The sequence below is a fragment of the Geomonas silvestris genome, from assembly GCF_014193515.1.
Taxonomy (GTDB): domain Bacteria; phylum Desulfobacterota; class Desulfuromonadia; order Geobacterales; family Geobacteraceae; genus Geomonas; species Geomonas silvestris.
In genome coordinates, this window is sequence record NZ_BLXX01000008.1 from 188,978 (window position 1) to 210,879 (window position 21,902).

Here is a 21,902-nt window from a genome sequence, read left to right on the forward strand (position 1 = left end):
GGCATTTCTCTCACCTCCCAGGCACAAAAAAAGGGGGATGCCGGCGGCGTCCCCCTTTTTTGCGGGCCTAAGCCCAATCCTTACATCTTGCGGCCGCCTTCGGCAGCCCACTTCTCGAGCATGTCGGTGGTGACGGACTTCGGACGCTCGATGGCGTAGCCCAGACCGCGGTCCCAGGTGATGTTCGCCATGCAGCCCAGGGCGCGACCCACGCCGAAGAGGACGGTGTAGAAGTCCCACTCCTTGACGCCGTAGTACCACTGGATGACGCCGGACTGCGCGTCGACGTTCGGCCAGGGGTTCTTGGTCTTGCCGTGCTCGGTGAGAACGCCCGGGGCGGTCTCGAAGATCATGGCGACCAGCTTGAACAGCGGGTCTTCTTTGAGGCCCGGGGTCTTCAGGCAGAACTCGCGCTGTGCGGTGTAGCGCGGGTCGGTCTTACGCAGAACGGCGTGGCCGTAGCCCGGAACGACCTGGCCGGCGTTGAGGGTATCCCAAAGGGCCTTGGTGACGTTCTCTTTGGTCGGCTCGGCGCCGTTGAGTTTCTTCTGGAAGTCCATGATCCAGCCGAGTACTTCCTGGTTGGCAAGGCCGTGCAGCGGGCCGGCGAGGCCGTTGAGGCCTGCGGCGTAGGCGTAGTACGGGTCGGAAAGCGCGGAGTGCACCAGGTGGGTGGTGTGGGCCGAGACGTTCCCGGACTCGTGGTCGGAGTGCAGGATGAAGTACATCCTGGCTACGTCTTTGTACTGGTCGCTCTGGCCGATCATGTGGGCGAAGTTCGCACCCATGTCGAGGTTCTGGTCGATGGCGACCTGCTTGTCGCCGCGGTACTTAAGGTTGTAGATGAAGGCTGCGACGACCGGGATACGGGCCACGATGTCGCTGGCATCTTCGTAGACGTATTCCCAGGCATCCATCTTGTTGAACTTGCCGGAGTTGTAGAAGCCGCAGAACTTGGATTCCTTCTGCATGGTCATGATGGCGACGGAGAGCATCACCATCGGGTGGCTGTCCCTCGGGAGAGCGCGCAGAGCCGTGTAGACGTACTCGGGAACCTGCTGGCGAACCTTGAACTCAGCCTCAACCGCCTTGACCTGGTCCGGGGTCGGAACTTCGCCGGTCAAAAGGAAGTACCAGAAGCTCTCTACAGTCGGGTACTCGGAACCGGCCGCTTTCGGGAGTGCCTCGAAGGTCTCGGGGATGGTCTTGCCCCTGAAACGGATACCTTCCTGCGGGTCAAGATAGGAGATGTCGGTCACCAGGCAGCGGATGTCACGGGCGCCGCCGATGCACTGACCGATGTCGACCTTGTCGATGACCACAGAACCGAACTCCTTGGTCAGACGGGTAATGCGGGGGCGGTGAGCTTGAATCTTCTCCTGCAGTTTCTCTTTCAATTGACTCATCTCGGTTCTCCTTTTCGGTTGGGGGTTAAGTGCTAACTGAAGAAATTAGGATCTTTAACTGCCACCCTCTTCGACACCGTGCCGGGCATCTCCCGCCTTGCGACCGGCTGCGTTCAAGGAAGTATACTGTATACACAGATTTTTCAAATGTATACCATTGCCTCAAGCTAATTTCAATATAAAAAAATCGCGTTCTACCCTTTTGTTTACAATTTCCTATTTTCTAAAGGATTACCAGATCCTGGTTTGAGAAGGTGAGTCTCTTTATGCCTTGCTCGGAGAGATAGAACGTGTCCTCTATGCCAACGGCACCCTCTCCGGGAAACACCAGCTTCGGTTCCAGGGCGAAAACCATCCCAACTTCGAGGCGCTCCTGAGCAAAGCCGCGGGCGATGAAAGGATATTCGTCGATCTCGATGCCGACGCCGTGTCCTATGAAGGGGACCTGGCACCCCGCAGCCCCCATGAAGTTCTCGGCGTAGCCGAGCCTGGCCGCCTCGGCGCACCCCGCCTCGTAGATCTCGCTCCAGGTCGCCCCTTCCCCGGCGCGGCGGATCATGAACTCCTCGAGCCCCAGCATGTCGTCGTAGCCGCGGCGCATCCGGTCCGAGACCTCCCCCACGGCGAAGACGCGCGCCTGGTCCACCAGGTAGCCGTCCAGGTAGCTCGCGAAGTCGACGATGACCGGCTCGCCCCGCCCTACCCGGTTGAAACCGGCCCCCTGCCCGAAGGCCGGGGTGAGCCCCATCCCCCCCAGGGGGGTGTTGGAAAAGGCGGGGGCCGCCGCGTCGGGGCCGGCCAGGACATGGTTCCAGGCCACCTCGCCGTTGAAGGCGCGCATGCGCAGATACCCCTGGTGCCCCTCCAGGCGCGCCACGCGCTCAAGTTCCGCGGCAAGCTCAACCTCGCTCACCCCTTCCCTGAGGACCTCGGCGCAGCGCCGGTACACCTTGTCGGCCTGAAGCGCAGCATCCTGGAGGATGTGGATCTCGTAGTGGGTCTTAACCGCGCGCACCCGGCGGATCAGCGGGCTCGCGTCGACGAAGCGGGCGTTGGGGTAGAGGGAGCGGTACTTTTCGAAGAGGTTGACCGGCAGGACGTCGAGCTCGAGCCCGATTCGCTCGGGGGTCTGGTGCCCGTGGCCGGCGACGATGCCGGGGAGCTCGCTGGGGGAGTTGAAGGGGACCACCTCGGAGAGCGCGCTCTCCATCCGGGCCCGCAAAAAGCTGCGCTTGACCAGGTAGAGCGGGGCCCCCGCGGCGGGTACGTAGAGGTTGCCGGTCTGGGTGGTGCCGGTGAAGTAGAAGAGATCGGCATTCTGCAGGATGACGACGGCGTCGAGGCCGGCCCGCGCCATCTCGGCCTGCAGTCTGCGGTAACGGTATTCCAGTTCGTTCTTCGGGGTAAAGCGCACACTCCCTCCTGCCCCTCTTCCTCATGAGTTCCGGAAGAGGAGCAGGAAAGATAGCGCGAAACGCGGGGGACGTCAATATGACGTATACGGGATGGCCCCTTCGGTCAGGCCCCCTCCCCTGCGAGCTGCAGTTCGCGGATGGCCATCTCGCGCAGCTTGAATTTCTGGATCTTCCCCGAGGCGGTCATGGGATAGGACTCGACGAAGCGGACGTAGCGCGGGATCTTGTAGTTGGCGATCTTGCCGCGGCAGAACTCCCTCACCTCTTCCTCGTCCAGCTCCACCCCCTTCTTGAGCACGACGGCGGCCATGACCTGCTCGCCCCACTTGCGGTCGGGGACACCGTAGACCTGGACGTCCGAGATCTTCGGGTGGGTGTAGAGGAACTCCTCGATCTCGCGCGGGTAGATGTTCTCGCCGCCGCGGATGATCATGTTCTTGATGCGGCCGGTGATCTTGCAGTAGCCGTTCTCGTCCATGACCGCCAGGTCCCCGGTGTGGAGCCACCCCTCGGCGTCGATCGCCTTGGCGGTCTCGTCGGGCATCTTGTAGTACCCCTTCATCACCAGGTAGCCGCGGGTGCAGAGCTCCCCCTGCTTCCCCGGCGGGAGCGCGGCGCCGGTCTCGATGTCGACGATCTTCAATTCCACGTTGGGGAGCACGCGCCCCACGGTGGCAACCTTCAACTCGATGGGGTCGTCGGTGCGGGTCTGGGTGATCACCGGGGAGGACTCGGTCTGCCCGTAGGCGATGGTGATCTCCGAGGCGTGCATGTCGCGGATCACCCGGCGCATCACCTCGATGGGGCAGTTGGAGCCGGCCATGATCCCGGTGCGCAGGGAGGAGAGGTCGAAGCGGGAGAACTCGGGGTGCTCCAGTTCGGCGATGAACATGGTGGGGACGCCGTGCACCGCGGTGCAGCGCTCCTGTTCGATGGCCGTGAGCACCTTCAGGGGATCGAAGACCTCCACCGGGACCATGGTGGAGCCGTGGGTCACGCAGGCCATCACCCCCAGGACGCAGCCGAAACAGTGAAAAAACGGCACCGGGATGCAGAGCCGGTCCTTTTCGGTAAAGCGCATGCACTCGCCGATGTTGAAGCCGTTGTTCACCACGTTGAAGTGGGTCAGCATGACCCCCTTGGGGAACCCGGTGGTGCCGGAGGTGTACTGCATGTTGATCACGTCGTGCTTGTCGAGGCTCGCCTCCACCTCGGCCAGCGCCGCGTCCGGCACCGTCTTCCCCAGCTGGACCAGCTTTTCGAAGCCGAGCATCCCGGGGCGTTCCCCCTCCCCCAGGAAGACCACGTTCTTAAGGAAGGGGAGCTTCGCGCTCTTCAGGGCGCCGGGGGTGCTCGCGGCAAGCTCCGGCACCACCTCGTTCAGGGTTGCGACGTAGTCGGTGTCCTTGAAGGACTGCACCAGGAAAAGGGTGTTGGAGTCGGACTGCTTGAGGATGTACTCGAGCTCCGCCGACTTGTAGTTGGTGTTAACGGTAACGAGCACCGCACCGATCTTTGCGGTGGCGAACTGCAGCACCACCCACTCCGGTACGTTGTAGGCCCAGATCGAAAGGTGGTCCCCCTTCTTGATGCCCAGGGCCAGGAGTCCCTTGGCCACCTCGCGGCAGCGCTCGTTGAACTCCCGGTAACTGTAACGGAGCCCGCGCTCGACATAGACCAGCGCCTCGTGATCCGGAAAGCGCGCGGCGACGTCGTCGAGCAGAGCACCGACAGTAAAATCAAGTTGTTGCGACATGGGCACCCTCCTTGTTTCAATTCATCAAACTTTTCATCGACGGTATTTAACTTGTTGATAATAAAGGAGTTTACCACTTACCATAGCCCCCCGGGCATGTCAAGAATTAAGGGAGGCGCCCCCAGGCGACGCGGGAGCCAAAACCTTTGAGAAACAGGAAGCTTGTCTTCTTCACTAAGGTCCTTTATAAAGCGGGTCAGGGAAAAGAACCGCAGCGCGGCGGCAGCGGGAAGAGGTTACCAGGGCCCAGGCAATCAGGCTCCAACCCCCTTCCTCCATTTAAATAAGAAACCGTTTGTTGCCGATACCGCTTATGAAAGGGAACCCGCTCCCAGGAAAACGTAAACAGGATCCGGCCAGAAAAAGCTTGACAGATTTTCCGGCGAAGAATCGGCACCTTTCAATAACTAGCTGTTTTAGCAGTCTTTTTTACTCTTTACCGGGTCAATTTCAGCTGACTAAAATTTAGGCAATCTGCTAATCTGCCCAATCTGAAAGCGCTTTTGAAAAGGATTAACATCTTTTCCACAACGCTTTCCACAGCGCGTGTGGATCGGAGGGAATCCGGGCCTATAACGCAGTATTTCAAGGTAGTTACTAGCATTTACGTAGCAGACGGCAAGAACCGGGAGCGATTCCCGGTCCAAGGGGGGAGCAGCCGGTGCAGACCGTACTGATCATCGAAGACGAGAAGGACTTGGCGGAGCTGGTCTCGTTCCATCTGGAACAGGAGGGGTTTCGCAGCATCATCGCCTCGGACGGCAGCACCGGCCTGAGCGAGGCCAAGCGCCTGCACCCCGACCTGGTGCTGCTCGACCTCATGCTGCCGGGGATGATGGGGACCGAGATCTGCCGGATCCTGAAGGGGACCGAGCAGACCGCGGGAATCCCGGTCATCATGCTGACCGCCAAGGGGGAGGAGATCGACCGGGTCGTCGGGTTCGAGATGGGGGCCGACGACTACGTGGTGAAGCCCTTTTCGACCCGCGAGCTGATGCTGAGGGTGCGCGCGGTACTGCGCCGCAAGGGGGACCTGAGCCCGGCCAGCACGGTGATCACCCTGGGAGAGCTGGTGATCGACACCCAGCGGCACCTGGTCACCGTGGCCGGCGCGGAGGTCGTGCTCACCTCCACCGAGTACAAGCTCCTCATGAACCTGGCCGAGCGGGTGGGCCGGGTGCAGAGCCGCGAGATCCTGCTGCAAAACGTCTGGGGCTACAACTACTTCGGCGACACCCGCACCGTGGACACCCACCTGACCAGGCTGCGCACCAAGCTTGGCCCCGCTGGGGAACTGATCAGGACCGTGCGCGGCTTCGGCTACAAGCTGGAGCTGTCATGAGGGGGACCTTCCGGCTCAAGCTGATGGCGTCCTACCTCCTCTTGGTGCTGCTTTTGGGCGCCGGGCTCTACGCCTACCTCTCCATCACCCTGGAAAGCTCGCTCATCTCCGGGATCAGGGACCACCTGAAGGACCAGGCCCAGGTGGCCGCTCTCATGGCCGCCAAGGAGATTAAGGACCCGCGGCGCGACGCGCCCCAGCTCACCCAGGCGGTGGCCCAGGTGGTCCGGGCGCGGGTCACGGTGATCGGCCGCGACGGCCAGGTGCTGGGGGACTCCCAGGTGAAGCCTGCCGACCTCCCGCTTCTGGAGAACCATGCCGGCCGCCCGGAGGTGCGCGAGGCGCTTGCCGCGGGGTCGGGCAGCGCCGTCCGCTACTCGGCCACCCTGCACACCGACATGCTCTACCTGGCGGTCCCCTTCGCCGACCACGGGGTGCTCCGCCTGGCGCTGCCGCTCTCGGAAGTGGAGAAGACCCGGCACGGCCTGAAACAGAGCCTCACGGTCGCCTTCGCGGTGGGGGTCATCCTTTCGCTGCTCCTCAGCTACCTCCTTTCGCACCTTACCTCGCGCACCCTGCGCGGCCTCGCGGCGACCGCCGGACGGATCGGGCGCGGCGAGCCCGGGGTGCGTTTTCCGGTGCAGAGTGCGGACGAACTGGGAGAGCTGGCCCAGGTCATGAACGAGATGGCCCGGCGCATCGAGACCCAGATGGAGCGGATCTCCTCCGAGAAAAACCGCCTGGACGCCATCCTCTCCGGTATGGGCGAAGGGGTCATGGTGACCGACACCGAGGCGGTGATCACCCTGGTGAACCCAGCCTTCGGCGCCCTGTTCGGCTCCGACGCCTCGGTTAAGGGGCGCAAGCTCATCGAGATCAGCCGGCACCCCGACCTGTACGCGGCCTGCCGCGAGGTCCTCTCCGACCGCCAGGAGCGGCACCAGGAGATCACGCTCCCCGGCGGCAGGAGCACCCGGGTGCACTGGGTCCCCCTCGTCAACTCAGGCGAGCTCAAGGGGGTGGTGGCGGTGTTCCACGACATAAGCGCCCTAAAGCGCGTGGAGAAGATCCGGCGCGACTTCGTGGCCAACGTCTCCCACGAGCTGCGCACCCCGGTCACCGTCATCAAGGGGTACGCGGAAACCCTGTTAAGCGGCGCCCTGGCGAGCGACACCGAGCGCGGCCGGCACTTTCTGACCATCATCGACAACCATGCCAGCAGGCTTTCCGGCCTGATCGCCGACCTCTTGGCGCTCTCGGAACTGGAGAGCGGCGACAACCTCCTGAAGCTTGAGAGCGTGCGCCTGGAGAGTTCCGTGCGGCAGTCGCTGCAGCTTCTCGAACTCAAGGCGGAGGAGAAGGCGCTGGTGATGCGCTGCGAGGGGATGGACCGGGTGGGGCCGGTCTTTGCCGACCGCAAGCGCCTGGACCAGGTGCTCATGAACCTTTTGGACAACGCCATCAAGTACAGCAAGATCGGCGGCACGGTCACCGTCTCCGCGCGCCCGGCGGGGGACCTGGTGCGGGTCGAGGTGCGCGACACCGGCATCGGGATCCCGGAAAAGGACCTGCCGCGCCTTTTCGAGCGCTTCTACCGGGTCGACGAGGCCAGAAGCCGCGAGCGCGGCGGCACGGGCCTCGGTCTCTCCATCGTGAAACACATCGTGCAGGCGCACGGCGGCAGCGTCGAGGTCAGCAGCACCCTGGGCGAAGGGGCGGCGTTCTCCTTCACCCTCCCCAAGGGGGACCGGCTCGGCTAACCAAACGGGCGCCCCGGCAGGCACCGGCCTGCCGGGGAAGTCCCCCCCCTCCCCTGATCCCACCTTTGTTGCCGCACTACCTGGTGCGGCAGGAATTCTCTTTCTCGCATCAGCCGGATATCTCCCCACTGTCAGCAGACAAACCCTGCCAACGTTCAGCGGCCTCCCCCCCTTCACTTCTTTGCCACCTCGGCCAGCTGTACTCCTCCGACGGCTCCCCCTCAAAGAGGTGCCGAATCGATTGCTCTGGATCAACCATTGAGGGAAAAGTAAGAAAATCTTTCAATGATTGACAGCCAATCCGCAATGAGTATACTAGTATACGATCTTTCAGGTCCCATTGTAACAGTGCGTTTTATCGTCCTGTTTCATCATAAGCCCCGTCACTCAGTAAAGACGATTCGTTATAAATAGCAGCAATCCAAAGACAGTTTTCCCCAAAGCGAAGCAATAGATTGATACGCTCAAATATTTCCTGATCCTGAGAACGGGATCTTATCTAGAGTGCTGGACTGCTTTCCGTCTGTCTTACTTTCCACAATAGGAGCGTATGTATGAAAAGGACCCTGTGTCGCGTCTTTTCAGCCGTCTCACTCCTTGGTCTGCCCGCCCTGGCCGGTGCGGCGGAGACCTCGGTAGATTCCACCACGATCCTGAGGATCGAGCAGCGCGACAACGGCTCGCAGAAGGACACCTTCCTCCCGGCCACCGAGTTCTTGAGCCTGGACGCCACACGGCTCGCAGACGGCAACCTCTCCTTCCATTTCTACGGCTGGGGGCGGGTCGACCTGATCGACAAGAGCTTCAACGACGACCGGGCCGCCGGGAGCCTCACCTACGGCTACCTCAAGTACCGCTTCAAGCAGGCCAATGCGGACATCCGCCTGGGGCGCCAGTTCATCCACGACGGGATCAACAACGAGCAGGTCGACGGCGTGAGCGCGCACAGCGACCTCCCCTACGGCTTCGGCATCTCCGCCTTCGGCGGCGCCAACGTGCACACCGCCCGGATCTTCGGGGAGAACAGCGACGGCAAAGGTGACGGGATCGCCGGGGGCCGGATCAACTACCGGTTGGGCGGCATGCTGGAACTGGGCGCCTCCGGGGTCTACGAGAGCAAGGCCCCGACGCTGCAGCAGCACACCAGCGGCAACCACCGGCTCATCGGGGGGGACGTCTGGTTCAGCCCGCACAAGGTGCTCGAGGTCATGGGGCACACCACCTACAACACCGAGACGAGCCATGTGGCCGAGCACAGCTACCTCATCAACATAAAGCCGGTACAGCACCTGGTGCTGACCGGCGAGTTCAACGAGCAAAACGACCGCAGCTACCAGTACTCCTGGGCGATGTTCTCCGGCACCGCGCTGCACGCGACCCCCAACGGGCCGCTCGTGGACGCCGGCGACACCTCGCGCAACTACGGCGGGCGCGCCTCTTACCAGATCGCCAAACTGGTCGAGATCTCCGGCGACTACAAGCACTACAAGCGCGTCGCGGGCAACGCCAACCGCTACGGCGGCGATCTCAAGATGGGCTTTTTCGACAACATGCTGCGGGCCGGCGGGAGCTACCACTACCTCGACGCCGGTCCCGGCTTCGCCATTACCCCTAACCCGTCCGGCTCCTACCACGAGATGCGCGCCTGGGGGATGTTCGACTCGAAGAGCTTCACCGGGGCGGTTGACTTCATCGACTACCTCTTCAAGGAGCGCGTTTTCAACGAGAAGCAGGCCTGGGAAGTGCTGGGTTCCCTGGGCTACCACCTCACCCCGCAGCTCTTCCTCTCCGGCGACGTAAGCTACGGGCGCAACCCGGACTTCAGCGAAGAGACGCGCGGGCTGGTCCGCCTCACCTACAACACGACATTCTCCACCGCAGGAGGGAAAAAATGACCACGATGAAAGCTCTCTGCGCCGCCCTCGCCCTGGCCGCGGGCGCACTCACCATCGCCGCCTGCGCCCAGATGAAGGCCCTCCCCTCCCTCCCCGAGTCGCACCCCGAGGCGCTCGCCGTGGGGCAGCAGGTGGACTGCTCGGAATGCCACGAGGACCAGCAGAAGGGGACCCTCAAGAACATCAACGCCTTCAGCCACAGCCGGGCCTTCGTGAAGAACCACCGCTTCTATGCCGCAACCGACGCAAGGCTCTGCGAGACCTGCCACAAGGTCTCCTTCTGCGCGGACTGCCACACGAACCAGGTCGAGATGAAACCTTCGGTTAAGTGGGGCAACCGCCCGGACCGCGAGATGCCGCACCGCGGCGATTACCTCACCATGCACAAGATCGAGGGGAAGGTGGATCCGGCCAGCTGCTACCGCTGCCACGGCAGGGGTAACAACGAGCGCTGCGTCGCCTGCCACAAGTAGTTTCCGGCCAGCCCGGCGCGGGGAGCCGTACCCGCGCCGCCCCTTGCCGGACCCGGCCGCTCCCGGGTCCGAGTGTGGGATGGTCATCACGCGCATACGAATTACCTGATGAGACGCAGAGGGGGTGCTCCGCAATGAAAGTACTGGTAAAGGCGATTTTAGTTTCTCTCGCAGTCCTGGTGGTCTGTGCCTGTTCCAAGGCCAACGACCGGGCATCAACCATCGACCCGCGCACTGGCAAGCACGCCGCCGGCTGGGTGGTCGCCAATACCGGCGGTAGCCATCCGGCTGCCTTTCTCAGCGTCCCCAGCGCCTGCTACGGGTGCCACGGCAAGGACCTCAAGGGGGGGATCAGCAACGTAAGCTGCTTCAGCGCCTCCCGTAACGGCATCTCCTGCCACCCCGGCGGCCCCTCGGGGCACCCGGCCGGCTGGGCTGCCCCGGACGCGCACGGCGCCGCGGCCAAGGCGCTCTTGAGCGGGATGAACGGGCTCGCCCACTGCCAGGTCTGCCACGGTGCGGACTTCGCCGGCGGCACCGCCAACAAGTCCTGCCTCAACACCGCCGGCTGCCACGGCGCCGGGATCTTCGCCGCACACCCGGCGAAACCGTGGCTCGACATCGGGCACAACGGCGCCCGCACCCACGCCTCGACCGACCCCAGTAACGCCGCGGCCTGCGCAGTCTGCCACACGGGCGGCGCCAACTCGCGCCGCACCCCGGCCCCGCCGGCCCCGGCCGGTACCGCACCGGGGTGCTTCAACAACACCCTGTGCCACGGCGTCGAGGGTCACGCGATCGGCTGGAGCAGCTACTCCTCGCACGGCAGGGCGGCCAAGGCGGCAGCGGGCGGCATCGTGATCCACGGGGTGACCTCCCCGATCAGCTCCTTCGGCGAGTGCACCCAGTGCCACGGGGCTGCCTACGACGGCGGGAGCGCGCAGCAAAGCTGCGTCAACACCTGCCACGGCGTGGCGGCGCCCCACCCGGCGCGCCCCTGGCGCTCGGCGACCGGCGGTCCCACCCATGTCGACACCAACACCGACAACGCCGCCCAGTGCGCGCTCTGCCACACCGGCGGCGCGAACTCCACCAGGGTGCCGGTCCCGGGAGACCCGGTCGGGCTCACCGGCTGCTTCAACAACACCCTGTGCCACGGCACGGTCGGCCACCCGGCAGGCTGGGGGGTCCCCGCGCAGCACGGCACCGCGGCCAAGGGTGCCCCGACCACCTCCACGGGCTTCGCGTCCTGCCAGCCCTGCCACGGCAGCACCTTCCAGAACGGGACGGCCCCCTCGTGCCTGAACAGCCTGACCTGCCACGGCCTCACCGTCTCGGCGCCGCACCCGGCGAAACCGTGGACCGGCACCACCTCGACCGGGACCACCCACACCACGACCGATCCCGGCAACGCCGCGATCTGCGCCGCCTGCCACACGGCGGGGGCCAACTCGAGCATCGTCCCCCCGAACCCGGCCAGCGGGCCGGCCGGCTGCTACAACAACACCATGTGCCACTTCCACCAGATCCCCTTCCTGGCAGCCCCGGGCCCCGGGATCGGGGTGCACGGCGCGCTCGCCAAGCAGGACCTGAGGGTCTGCCAGGGGTGCCACGGCGTTCCCGGCAGCACCTCCTTCGACGGACGCGTGCTCTCAAGCGGTGTGACCACCATCGCCTGCTCGAGCTGCCACACCGCGGCGAAGGCCCACGCCACCGACTGGCAGGGATCGGGCACCTATTCGCACCGCACCGCGCAGAACATCGCCAACGCCTGCATCATCTGCCACGACGTGACCCAGGGACGCACGGCACCGCTGCCCGCCTCCCCCAGCTGCTTCAGCGCAAGCTTCACCAACGCCCTGGGGCAGGCCCGCACCTGCCACTCCGGCGGCCCGGGGGTCGCGCCGCACCCGGTCCCCTACAACAACCACAACGCGACGGCGCGCTCCAACTTCCCCTACTGCCTGGGGTGCCACCAGGTTGCGGCCGACGTCACCACCCAGGGGGGCAAGGTGATCCCGCGCTGCCTCACCTGTCACTTAAGCGACCCCACGGTCACCTCGACCGGATGCACCTCCTGCCACGCCAACCCGCCGGCAGGGGCTAGCTACCCGAACACAGCCGGCACCCACGCCACCCACGTGGCGGCGAGCCGGGTCTCCAGCATGACGCTTAGCTGCGCCGACTGCCACAGCGGCCTCGGCCTTGGGACCGTGGACCACCTGAACCGGGCGCGCGCCCGGGCGGCAGCCGTGCTCGCGAACCCCGTGGTCTTCAGCGCGACCCCGATCATGCAGGCCGGCACCGGCGGCACCCCGAGCTTCGCGGGCGGGGCGACCGGCCAGTGCAGCAACACCTACTGCCACGGCGGCCGGATGTCCGGCGGCGACACGACCGGCACCAACCGGGCACCCGCCTGGGGGAGCACCCTCTTGCCGGGGACCCTCTCCAGTGCGGCCTGCGGCCTGTGCCACGGCTTCCCGCCGAGCGCCGCCTCCGGCCACCCGACCGGCATCACCATCCCGGCCGGCTTCCCGACCACGGCCTCGCTCGGCACCACCTGCAGCTGCCACCCGAACATCAACCAGGCGGGTAACAGCTACGCGAACATCTTCGTCGACAAGTCGCTGCACATAAACGGCGTCCTCGACGTGAGCGCCTCGGCACCCCACGCCGTCCCGAACTACAACCACCAGGCCGCCGGCACCGGCGCCGCCTGCATCGCCTGCCACGCCATCGGGAGCGCCACGAGCGTCTACCCTGCCGCCGTGGCGGGGGCCGCCCCGGATTGCCGCGGCTGCCACAAGAAGGCCGCCCCCGGCTCGGCAACCGGCTTCGGAGCCTGCGGCAGCTGCCACGGCTCGCTCACCGCGACCAACGCCACCACCCAGGGGCGCCCGGTCGGCACCACGTTCCCGGACCGCGTCGGCTACCACAGCGGCCAGTCCGACAGCGCCCACGGCACCGCGGCCTGCAGCGTCTGCCACAACTTGAGCGTGAGCGGCACCGGCGCCACCGTGAACCACGGACCGGGCAACCGCAACGCGAACCCCGACGTGGTAGGTCCCTTCGTCAACGGCATCACCACGGCGAGCCCCCCGGGCAAGGGGGTGACCATACCGGCCAACTCGGTCACCTGCGTACACGGCACCATCAGCGCGGGGTGCTCCGGAGGGGGAACCAAGACCAACCGCTGGTAGGGGTTTCGCCCTTACCTAAACAGCGCTGTTTGCTAGCAAAAGGCCGGGCAGCTTGCCCGGCCTTTTTTTCGACTCTGCTCGCCGCTTCGCAACACCCTGAAATGACTTGAACTCGAGGCAAAACTACTGTAGTAGATAACCCGGCACGAACGCCGCGCCAAAAGCCACCGGGCTTTACGCATCCCTCGCCGCTTCGGCCCGACCGCAACTAGAGCACCCGAACCCGATGAAACGCCTCAAACGCCTGATGACCGCGCGCCGCCTCTCCCTGGGACTCATCCTCGGGAGCGCGGCCCTTTTGTACCTCTCAACTGTGATCCCCCAGCAGGTGGAAGCCGCGCCGGGAGCGCTCGCCGCCTGGCGCGCGGGACACCGGGGCCTTCTTTGGCTGGTCGACCTCCTGCGCCTGCACAACATCTACGCCCAGCCCTGGTTCGCAGCCTTAAACCTCTTTGCCGCCCTCTCCCTCGCCCTCTCCTCCTGGGACCAGTTCGCTGCGGCCCGCAGGCGCCTTGCCGCCGACGGGAGCTCCGCCGCCGAACTCTGCGCCGAGTCGGTCCCCCTCGAAAAGCTTTACCGGGCGGCACGGGCCCACGGCTACCGGCCGCTCGCGACTGCCGGCGCAGAGCGGGTGAAGTGCGTCAAATACCCCTGGGGGTACTTCGGGAACCTGTTGCTGCACCTGGGGATCGCCCTCGCGATCTTCGCCTCCTCCGTCGTGGCGCTCACCGGGCGCCAGGGGTCGCTTGTGCTCGTCGAGGGGGAACAGCGCGAGCCGCAGGAGCCCTGGCTCGCCTCGGAAGCGGGGGCCCTGGCCGCCCCGCTGCGCCTGCCGGGGGGGCTCAGACTGAACCGGGTCCGGGTCGGGTTCGACCGCCTCAACCAGGCAAGCGAGGTCACCTCGGAGCTCACCCTCACCGAGCCCGGAGGCCGCAGCGTCCCCCTGAGCGCAGCGATCAACCGGATCGAGCGCTACGGCAACCTGCGCATCTACCACAGCGCGCAGTACGGCGACGCCTTCAGCCTGACCCTCACCGGCGCGGACGGGGCCGCGCACACCGTGAAGATCGCGGTGCAGCAGCCGGTGAGCCTCGCCGAGGCGGGGTACAGCGACGACCTCGCCACCGCCTGGTCGCCGTACCTCCTGTCGGCCAAAAGTTTTGCCGACGTTAAGGGGCGCTCCATGACCAGCGGGAACCCGCTCGTGGTACTGCGCCTCATGAACGGAGCCAAGGAGGTGGCCCGCACCTCGCTCACCCTCGGCGCGACCGGGACCCTCGGTGAGTACCGGGTACGCCTCGACGGGGTGGAGAAGTGGGCCAAACTGATCGTGGTCGACCTGAAGGGGATGGAGGCGGTCTTCGCAGGGTTTGCCGTCATCATCCTCGGGGGGCTCATCCACTACCTGATGCCCCCGCGCGAGCTTTTCGGGGTCCGGGAGGCGGACGGCAGCTACCGGGTCTACTGGCGGACCACCGCCTTCGGGGAGTGTTTTGCAGAGGAACGGGACCGCCTCGCGGCGGCCCTTAGGAAAGGACAGCGGTGATGACTCTGAGCTACATGCAGATGGTGGCGGCCAACTGGGCCGTGGTGCTTATGTACGTCGCGGCGGCGGTTTTTGCGATTGCCGGCGTGCAGTTTGAAAAGGACTCCCTCGAGCGGGTCGGTTTCCGGATCGCCTCCGCAGGTCTTGCGCTGCACAGCGTCCTGATCGCGCTGCGCTGGCGGGAGGTGGGGCACGGCCCCTACATGGCCCCCAGCGAGGTGCTCTCCTCGGACGCCTGGATGATCGTCGCGGGCCTCCTGGTCTGCCGCAGGCTCTATCCGCGCCTCAAGGCGGTCGGCGTACTCGCCCTGCCGGCGGCTTTCCTCCTCTTGGCCCTGGCCCAGTTTTACGACCCGGGGATCCGTTCCCTGCCGACCACCTTCCGCAGCGTCTGGCTCATCGTCCACATAGCCCTCTACAAGATCTCGCTCGCCACCCTGGTGATCGGGTGCACCCTGGCGATCTTCTACCTCATGAAGAAGCGCAGCGACGCCGGGTGGCGCCAGCGCCTGCCGTCCCTCGAGGTGCTGGACAGCTACAGCTACCGCTTCGCCGGCTTCGGGTTCATCTTCTGGACCATCGGGATGCTGGCCGGGTCGATCTGGGCCTACCAGTCCTGGGGGAGGTTCTGGGGGTGGGATCCCACCGAGACCTGGTCGCTCATCACCTGCCTCACCATCGCGGCCTACCTGCACTTAAGGCGCTTCTTCGGGCTGCGCGGCACCCTGGGGGCCTGGTGCTTCATCGGCTGCTTCGTCATCTCGGTGCTCACCCTCTTCGTCATGGCGACCCTGAGCGGCTCGATCCACGCCCAGTACTTCAAGTAGCGCCGTCCGCAAAAGACGTTCATCCGGGAATACCAGGAGAGCCGTCCCGCTTGGGTCCCCTCTCCCCTTGCGGGAGAGGGCTAGGGTGAGGGGGAAGGCGCCACCTCATTGCCGATGGCAGCTTCACCCACCCCCCGGCCCCCTCCCGTCAAGGGAGGGGGATGCAGCTTCCGAAATTTATAGAATAAATAAAGAAAGGGGATGCAATTGCCGCATCCCCTTTTCTGTTCCTCACCTGCGAAACCGAAAGTCACGCCGTCCAGCGCCGGCGCTTCACCACCCCAACTCCGCTTTCTGCAGCTCCCGTTTTTCTATCGCGCGCAGCTCCTCCCCTGACGAGATGCAGACCCCCATGTCCTTCAAAAGGCCGTCCTGGATGCCGTAGACCCAGCCATGGATGGTGACCTGCTGGCCGCGCAGCCAGGCCTCCTGCACGATGGTGGTGTTGCCGACGTTTTTCACCTGCTCAGTCACGTTCAGTTCGCAGAGCCGGTCCACCCGCTCCTCGATAGTGGAGCAGCGGTTCAGCTCGTGGGCCTGGCGCTGGTCCAGGTCGCGGATCAGGCGCAGCCAATTGTCGATGAGCCCGTGCGGCCTGCTGTCGATCGCCGCCCGCACCCCGCCGCAGCCGTAGTGCCCGCAGACGATGATGTGCTTGATCTTCAGGATGTCCACCGCGTACTGCAACACCGACAGGCAGTTCATGTCCGAGTGGATCACCAGGTTCGCGACGTTGCGGTGCACGAAGAGTTCCCCGGGCAAGAGCCCGATGATCTCGTTGGCAGGAACGCGGCTGTCCGAGCAGCCGATCCAGAGAAATTCCGGAGTCTGCTGCTTGGCGAGCTTGGCGAAGAACTCCGGGTCGCTCTGCGAGATCTCGGCGGCCCACTTCTTGTTGTTCTCGAAAAGAGGAGGAAGTGCTTTCATCGCGAGCGCTCCTACGACTTGCCCTTGCGCGGGGGAGCGCAGCGCTTGAGCTTTTTCACCTGGGCGCGGTCGAGGTTTTTCGGGCCGAAGCTGAGCGTCTTGGCGTTGTGGGCGTTCGTGTAGACCACGTCGCTGAAACCGTGGCTGAAGGCGTACTTGTTCACCCCACCCGGCAGCACCTTGCGGTAGACCATGGTCCCTTTGGCCAGCGCCTCCTGGGAAGGTTTCCCGAGGTTGGTGAAGGACTCCACGTGCAGCACCTCGCAGCCCTCGCCGCGGGCGATGAACTTGAGCTGCCACCCCTTCACGATCGAGCGGTCGAAGGTCTCCTGGAGTTCATGCGCGGCAGCTACGCACTGCTGGGCCTGCTCAGCGGCCTGGGCCGGCAGGGCTGCGAACCACGCCAGGAGGGCCAAGATAGCTGCACTGTTTGGAAATCTGTACATCGCGTCTCCTTAAAAGCCCCGTGCGCCAGGCAGCGCTCCTACTTGTTGTGCCCCTTCCCTTTCCCCTTGCCGTGCCCCTTGCCGGGATTATCGGCGGAGCCGGGATCTCCGGTCAGGGCGAAGTCGCCGCGCTTGAGCCGGTGGAACTCAGCGGAGCCCGGCTTGATACCGAGGTTCTTGGCGATGACGCCCCACCCCTTGCCGCGGTTTGTCTGGTAGACCTGCACCACGGAGTCGGCAGGCTGGTGCGCCAGCTGCCCGAGTTGGAAGACCATGAAGGCGTCCGCCGGCTCACGCACCGTCCCGATGACCGCCTGCACCTGGGCCTGGGGCACGCCAAACTGCACCCCGACCTTGGCGGAGAAGCCGTTCAGGTCGGCCCGAGCCTGGATGTTCAGGTTCTTGAGAAAACTGTCCAGCCCTCCCTGCGCGAACGCCGAAGCGCAGCACAGCACCAACACTACGATTGCACCTATGAGCTTTTTCACCGCTGTCTCCTTCTGCCGGGGTTTTCGGCTCTCTGCGAGCCGTCACATGAGGTCCTATTAATACAACAGCTCATGACAAATTTCAATTGGGGAAGTGTCCCTCAACGCGGTCAGCGCGCCGACTGCCAGAAAAGGTTCAAGCCGCGGCAGCGGCTAACCGATAGGCAAGAGAACTTAAAACATCTTGCAAACCGGAGATCCGACGATGTTCACCAAGCTCAAACTTTCCCACAAACTCCTCGGGGCGATGCTGGTCCTCAACCTGATTACCGCCGCCGCGTTCACGGTGTACACCTACTCCGGCCAGAAAGAGACCATCCTCAGGAGCATCGACGCCCGCCTGCTGGCCTGCGCCGAAGGGGTCCGCTTGAGCGCCGACGGGATGCACGCCAGATTGGCCGGCGCGACACCGCCCTCCCCCGCCGAACACCAGGCCTTCCAGGACGGGCTCTCGCGCTACGCCGACACGGTCGGGGTCAAGTACCTCTACACCGTCCAGCAAAAAGGGGGGAAGATCGTCTTCACCTCGTCGAGCTACACCAAGGAGGAAAAGGAAAAAGGGACCGCGACCAAGCTCTACGACCCCTATGACGACGCGAGCGCCGGGCTCAAGGCCGCCCTGGCCGACCACCGGCTGCACTACGACGAGTACCGCGACAAGTGGGGCAACTTCCGCTCCATCTTCCTGCCGGCCCAGACCCCCTCGGGCCAGGAGTACCTGATCGGAGCCGACATCTCGACGGACGAGATCGCCAAGGTACTGAACCAGAGCCTGCGCAACTGCCTGCTCATCGCCCTGGCGGTCTTCGTGATCAGCATGTCGGCCGTGCTCGTCCTGATCAGGTCGCTCAAGAAGGTGGTCGGCACCATCGCCCAAGGGATCAACCGGATCGCCGCCGGGCACCTGGACACCGTGATCCGCTACCAGGGCGCCGACGAGTTCGGGGAACTGGCAGCCGACATGAACGAAATGGCGAGCAAGCTGCGGATGGTGATCGGCGACGTGAAGCACTCGGCGCAGCGTATGACCTCGGCCTCGACCCACTTCCGGGAGACCTCGGGGCAGATGGCTTCCGGGGCGAACCTCGTATCGGACCAGGTGCAGTCGCTGGCGGCGGCCGGCGAAGAGTTGGCCAGCACCTCGACGGAAATCGCCCAAAGCTGCAGCAACGTGGCCGAGGTGGCCCACCAGGCGAGCGGTACCGCCGCAACCGGGGCAGCCGTCGTGGCCAACGCCATAGCTGCCATGAACCGTATCGCGGACCGGGTACAGGCATCGGCCCAAACGGTCGAAGGACTCGGGATGCGCTCCGACCAGATCGGCGAGATCGTGAACACCATCGAGGACATCGCCGACCAGACCAACCTGCTCGCTCTCAACGCGGCCATCGAGGCGGCACGCGCCGGGGAACAGGGACGTGGCTTCGCCGTGGTGGCGGACGAGGTGCGCGCCCTGGCCGAACGCACCACGAAGGCCACCCGGGAGATCTCGCAGATGATCAAGCTGATCCAGGACGAGACCAGGGATGCGGTCGGCTCCAGGGAAGCAGGGGTTGCCGAGGTACAAAACGGCACCCTGGAGGCCACCAAATCAGGGGATGCCCTGCGCGAGATCATCGAGCGGATCAACGAGGTGACCCAGCAGATCAACCAGGTGGCGCTCGCCGCCAAGGAGCAGACCGCCACGACCCGCGAGATCTCGGCGAACCTGGTGCAGATCACCGACGTGGTGCAGCAGAGTTCCTCCAGTGCCAGCCAGTCGGCCCACGAGGCGGATCAGTTAAGCACCAACGCCGGAGAGCTGGAAAAAATGGTGGGGCAGTTCTCCTTGTAAGTAACCGAGGCGGTGCCGCAGGGCGCCGCACTCAGCATTCTGCACCAAGCCCAACGGCGCGCCGGCATTCCCGGCGCGTCCCCCCTCTCCTCCCGACCTCTGGCCGGAACAAGATGCCGCCTCTCCCGTCGCCGGCTACCGTCCGGACAATAGCAGCGTTTCCCCGACCTTCATCTCCCGAACCACCGGACGCGGGCCGTCAAAAGGAAGCTCCGCCAAAGCTGCACCGAACTCCTTGGGCGTCCCCGTCAAGAGCGGGTTGCTGCCGAAATGCATCGGCACCACTTCGGCCGGGTGCACGAGTTTCACGGCGAGGGCGGCGCGCGAGGGCCCCATGGTGAAGTGTCCCCCGATGCAGGCGAGCATCAGGTCGATCTTGTTCAGGTTGCCGATCATCGACATATCCCAGAAGACGTCGGTATCGCCGGTATGGTAGATGGTCGGGCCGCCCTTCACGCTGATCACGAAGCCGATGGGGGTCCCGGCGTAGACCACCTTGCCGGCCAGCGGGGTCCCGGGCGCCGCCTCGAGGACCGAGCTGTGCACCGCAGGGACCAGGAGGATCTTCACCTCGCCGTCCAAGAGGTTGAGCTCTCCTCCGGGGAAACCGAGGCCGCTTCGCTCGGCGAGCTTTTCGGGGAAGCCGCCGTACTGCACCAGGGCGCGCCCCAGGTCGTAGTTCGCCACCAGCTTCGCGCCGGTCTTCTTGGCGATCTCGACGGCATTGCCGACATGGTCGCCGTGACCGTGGGTGATCAGGATCAGGTCCGCCTTGTTGAGCGCGGCCAGGTCCTGGGCGCCGTTCTTGTTCACCGGGTTCACGATCCAGGGATCGATGAGTAGCACCTTTCCCGAGGGGGTGGTGAGTTTGAAGGCCGATTGTCCGTACCAGGTAAGGGCGGTCTTGGTTTCGGCGCGCCCCAGGGTGGGGGCGGCGAGAAGCAACGCGAGAGGGAAAAGAAGTAGTACCAGGCGCAACGCGCGTTTCATATCAACCTCCAGGGCAGTGGAAGGACCCGGTCCCGGTATGGTGCAACAGGTCCAGGCCGCAGCAGGAAGCTCATTGAGAGCGCGCTGATTATACTCAGAGAATCGGCTTTGTCATAGATAATTCTTAAAGGAAACTACTTTGGGTGGGGGGTGCTGCGGTTCACCTGCGAGCGATCATTTCCATCTCGATCCGAGCGCCCAGCGGCAGGGACGCCACACCGATGGTGGTGCGGGCCGGGTACGGCTTCGAGAACTGCCGCTCGTAGACGGCGTTCATGGCGGCGAAATCGTCCATGTCCACCAGGAACACGTTGACTTTCACCACCTGGTCGGTGCTCAGCCCCCCCGCCGCCAGCACCGCGAAGAGGTTTGCGAAGCACTGTTCTGCCTGACAGGCGATGTCTCCCTGCACGAGCTTCCCGGTGGCGGGATCGATGGGGGTCTGGCCGGAGAGGTAGACGGTGTCGCCACTCTCGACGGCATGCGAGTAGGGCCCGACGGCAACCGCGCTGCCGGCCTGGATAGCGTTTCTCATGCGGTTCCCCTTACGGCCGGCGTGGCTTAGGCGGCACTCTTGCGCTGCGGATCGATGATGTCGGAGACCTGCGCGTGGACCAGTCGCTCCAAAAGCCCGCTCGTCCCGCTGGTGCGCCTCAGCTCCATCTCCTCCTGGTAGAGCGGGACCACGGTGAAGAAGCGGATCTCCTTGTCGGCATTGATGCGCAGGGTCTCGAACTTTTCGGAGACGCCGAGCAGGATGATCGAGCCGCAGAGCCTGGTGTTCTCGGCATAGGGTTCGACCGGGTTGCCGTTGGGGATCGCGTGCCCCCACCCAAGCCAGGCCTGGTGGCTGTGCGGGAGCCGGGCCAGCTGCTTTAAAAGGCGCAGGGGCCAGTACCAGTTCTCGTCCTGCAGCGACTCCTGGTCGAAGCGCCAGTAAGCCGGCAGGGTAAGCATCAGCTCGGCGTACCTGGCATCCCCCGAGCCGCTTAGGGTACTCATCGGAAGGTCGCTCATCCCCGAGGTGACCAGGCGCCAGAAGGGAGACTCCTCGGTCGGGGCGACCTGCAGGACGTCGATGTGGATGGTGTCGGAGACGATCTCATGAAAGATGGTATCCACCGTTCCCAGGGTGCTCTCGACGTGTGCCGAGATCTGCTCGAGGCACTGCTCGACCGGCATGACGCCGGACGACTTCTTCCTGGCGCCCCGCGAGATGGCTCGTCCCGTGGCAATCACGCAGTTCTTTTCAACTTCCACCATGCCGCCCCCTGCAGCATTCGCGAGGTACCCCATTTCCTTCTCCCCATATTCCTGATCAGCCTACCGCCAGATGCCGGGTTGCTCTCCACGGCATCCGCTTTTCCGGGCAGCGCCCCGTTGCCGGTTTGCCTCCGGTTATTGCCTGAGCCCAAGGCTACAAGTGAACCGCCGGCGCGGCAATAGCTATTTCCCTGATCTGTCGGCCAAAAGAAACTCTCAATCGGTTGCCGGCGGCGCCGTGGCGGCCGGCCCCCCGCTTCCAGCTTTCCACCCTTACTCTTCGGCGCGGGGCTGTGACTACCTTAACGATTGATTTCTCGACGGGAAGATTCCG

17 protein-coding genes are annotated in these 21,902 nt (G+C 64.7%); 8 read left to right on the forward strand and 9 right to left on the reverse strand.

The annotated features are described in order from the left end of the window. Positions 1–80: 80 nt before the first annotated feature. The 3 genes from GMST_RS13940 to GMST_RS13950 form a co-directional block, all read right to left on the reverse strand. Complete coding sequence (locus GMST_RS13940; protein WP_183355289.1) at positions 81–1,406, reverse strand: citrate (Si)-synthase; 1,326 nt, start codon at positions 1,404–1,406, stop codon at positions 81–83. A 223-nt stretch (positions 1,407–1,629) separates the two neighbouring features. Next, positions 1,630–2,820 (reverse strand): M24 family metallopeptidase, encoded by a 1,191-nt coding sequence (locus GMST_RS13945; RefSeq protein ID WP_183355290.1) that lies wholly within the window; start codon positions 2,818–2,820, stop codon positions 1,630–1,632. Positions 2,821–2,924: 104 nt separating this feature from the next. Beyond that, complete coding sequence (locus GMST_RS13950) at positions 2,925–4,577, reverse strand: AMP-binding protein (RefSeq protein ID WP_183355291.1); 1,653 nt, start codon at positions 4,575–4,577, stop codon at positions 2,925–2,927. Positions 4,578–5,238: 661 nt separating this feature from the next. On the opposite strand from GMST_RS13950, the gene GMST_RS13955 reads away from it, so the two are divergent. From GMST_RS13955 to ccsA, 7 genes are all read left to right on the forward strand, one after another. After that, positions 5,239–5,919 carry a response regulator gene (locus GMST_RS13955; RefSeq protein ID WP_183355292.1) on the forward strand — a complete coding sequence of 227 codons (681 nt, stop codon included), beginning with the start codon at positions 5,239–5,241 and terminating at the stop codon, positions 5,917–5,919. Beyond that, entirely contained in the window at positions 5,916–7,679 is a 1,764-nt protein-coding gene (gene pnpS, locus GMST_RS13960) for a two-component system histidine kinase PnpS (RefSeq protein ID WP_183355293.1), read from the forward strand. Before GMST_RS13955 ends, pnpS begins: the two co-directional genes overlap by 4 nt. Before the next feature lie 554 nt (positions 7,680–8,233). Beyond that, the gene (locus GMST_RS13965; protein WP_183355294.1) at positions 8,234–9,574 is read left to right on the forward strand and encodes a hypothetical protein; all 1,341 of its coding nucleotides are present in this window, start codon (positions 8,234–8,236) and stop codon (positions 9,572–9,574) included. Next, positions 9,571–10,047 carry a cytochrome C gene (locus GMST_RS13970; protein WP_183355295.1) on the forward strand — a complete coding sequence of 159 codons (477 nt, stop codon included), beginning with the start codon at positions 9,571–9,573 and terminating at the stop codon, positions 10,045–10,047. The genes GMST_RS13965 and GMST_RS13970 overlap by 4 nt, the downstream gene beginning before the upstream one ends. 134 nt (positions 10,048–10,181) lie before the next feature. Further along, positions 10,182–13,247: a CxxxxCH/CxxCH domain c-type cytochrome gene (locus GMST_RS22455; RefSeq protein ID WP_183355296.1), complete on the forward strand. Its 3,066-nt coding sequence runs from the start codon at positions 10,182–10,184 to the stop codon at positions 13,245–13,247. Positions 13,248–13,473: 226 nt separating this feature from the next. After that, positions 13,474–14,793, forward strand: coding sequence for a cytochrome c biogenesis ResB family protein (locus GMST_RS13980; RefSeq protein ID WP_183355297.1), 1,320 nt, complete (start codon positions 13,474–13,476; stop codon positions 14,791–14,793). Continuing rightward, complete coding sequence (ccsA, locus tag GMST_RS13985) at positions 14,793–15,620, forward strand: cytochrome c biogenesis protein CcsA (RefSeq protein WP_183355298.1); 828 nt, start codon at positions 14,793–14,795, stop codon at positions 15,618–15,620. The genes GMST_RS13980 and ccsA overlap by 1 nt, the downstream gene beginning before the upstream one ends. Positions 15,621–15,893: 273 nt before the next feature. Here ccsA and can read toward each other — a convergent pair whose 3' ends face one another. The 3 genes from can to GMST_RS14000 are packed head-to-tail and all read right to left on the reverse strand — an operon-like array spanning position 15,894 to position 17,481. After that, complete coding sequence (can, locus tag GMST_RS13990; RefSeq protein WP_183355299.1) at positions 15,894–16,547, reverse strand: carbonate dehydratase; 654 nt, start codon at positions 16,545–16,547, stop codon at positions 15,894–15,896. 11 nt (positions 16,548–16,558) lie between these two features. Then, positions 16,559–16,993 (reverse strand): hypothetical protein, encoded by a 435-nt coding sequence (locus GMST_RS13995; RefSeq protein WP_183355300.1) that lies wholly within the window; start codon positions 16,991–16,993, stop codon positions 16,559–16,561. Positions 16,994–17,031: 38 nt separating this feature from the next. Beyond that, a complete protein-coding gene (locus GMST_RS14000) occupies positions 17,032–17,481 on the reverse strand; it encodes a hypothetical protein (protein ID WP_183355301.1) in 450 nt (149 codons plus the stop codon). A 205-nt stretch (positions 17,482–17,686) separates the two neighbouring features. Here GMST_RS14000 and GMST_RS14005 point away from each other — a divergent pair, with 205 nt between their 5' ends. Further along, complete coding sequence (locus GMST_RS14005) at positions 17,687–19,315, forward strand: methyl-accepting chemotaxis protein (RefSeq protein WP_183355302.1); 1,629 nt, start codon at positions 17,687–17,689, stop codon at positions 19,313–19,315. A 135-nt stretch (positions 19,316–19,450) separates the two neighbouring features. Here GMST_RS14005 and GMST_RS14010 read toward each other — a convergent pair whose 3' ends face one another. The 3 genes from GMST_RS14010 to GMST_RS14020 all read right to left on the reverse strand — a co-directional run bounded on the left by GMST_RS14010 (position 19,451) and on the right by GMST_RS14020 (position 21,568). Continuing rightward, positions 19,451–20,305, reverse strand: coding sequence for a metal-dependent hydrolase (locus tag GMST_RS14010; RefSeq protein ID WP_183355303.1), 855 nt, complete (start codon positions 20,303–20,305; stop codon positions 19,451–19,453). Positions 20,306–20,465: 160 nt separating this feature from the next. Beyond that, positions 20,466–20,840: a Rid family detoxifying hydrolase gene (locus GMST_RS14015; RefSeq protein ID WP_183355304.1), complete on the reverse strand. Its 375-nt coding sequence runs from the start codon at positions 20,838–20,840 to the stop codon at positions 20,466–20,468. A 26-nt stretch (positions 20,841–20,866) separates the two neighbouring features. Then, complete coding sequence (locus tag GMST_RS14020) at positions 20,867–21,568, reverse strand: suppressor of fused domain protein (protein WP_183355305.1); 702 nt, start codon at positions 21,566–21,568, stop codon at positions 20,867–20,869. Between the last annotated feature and the right edge of the window lie 334 nt (positions 21,569–21,902).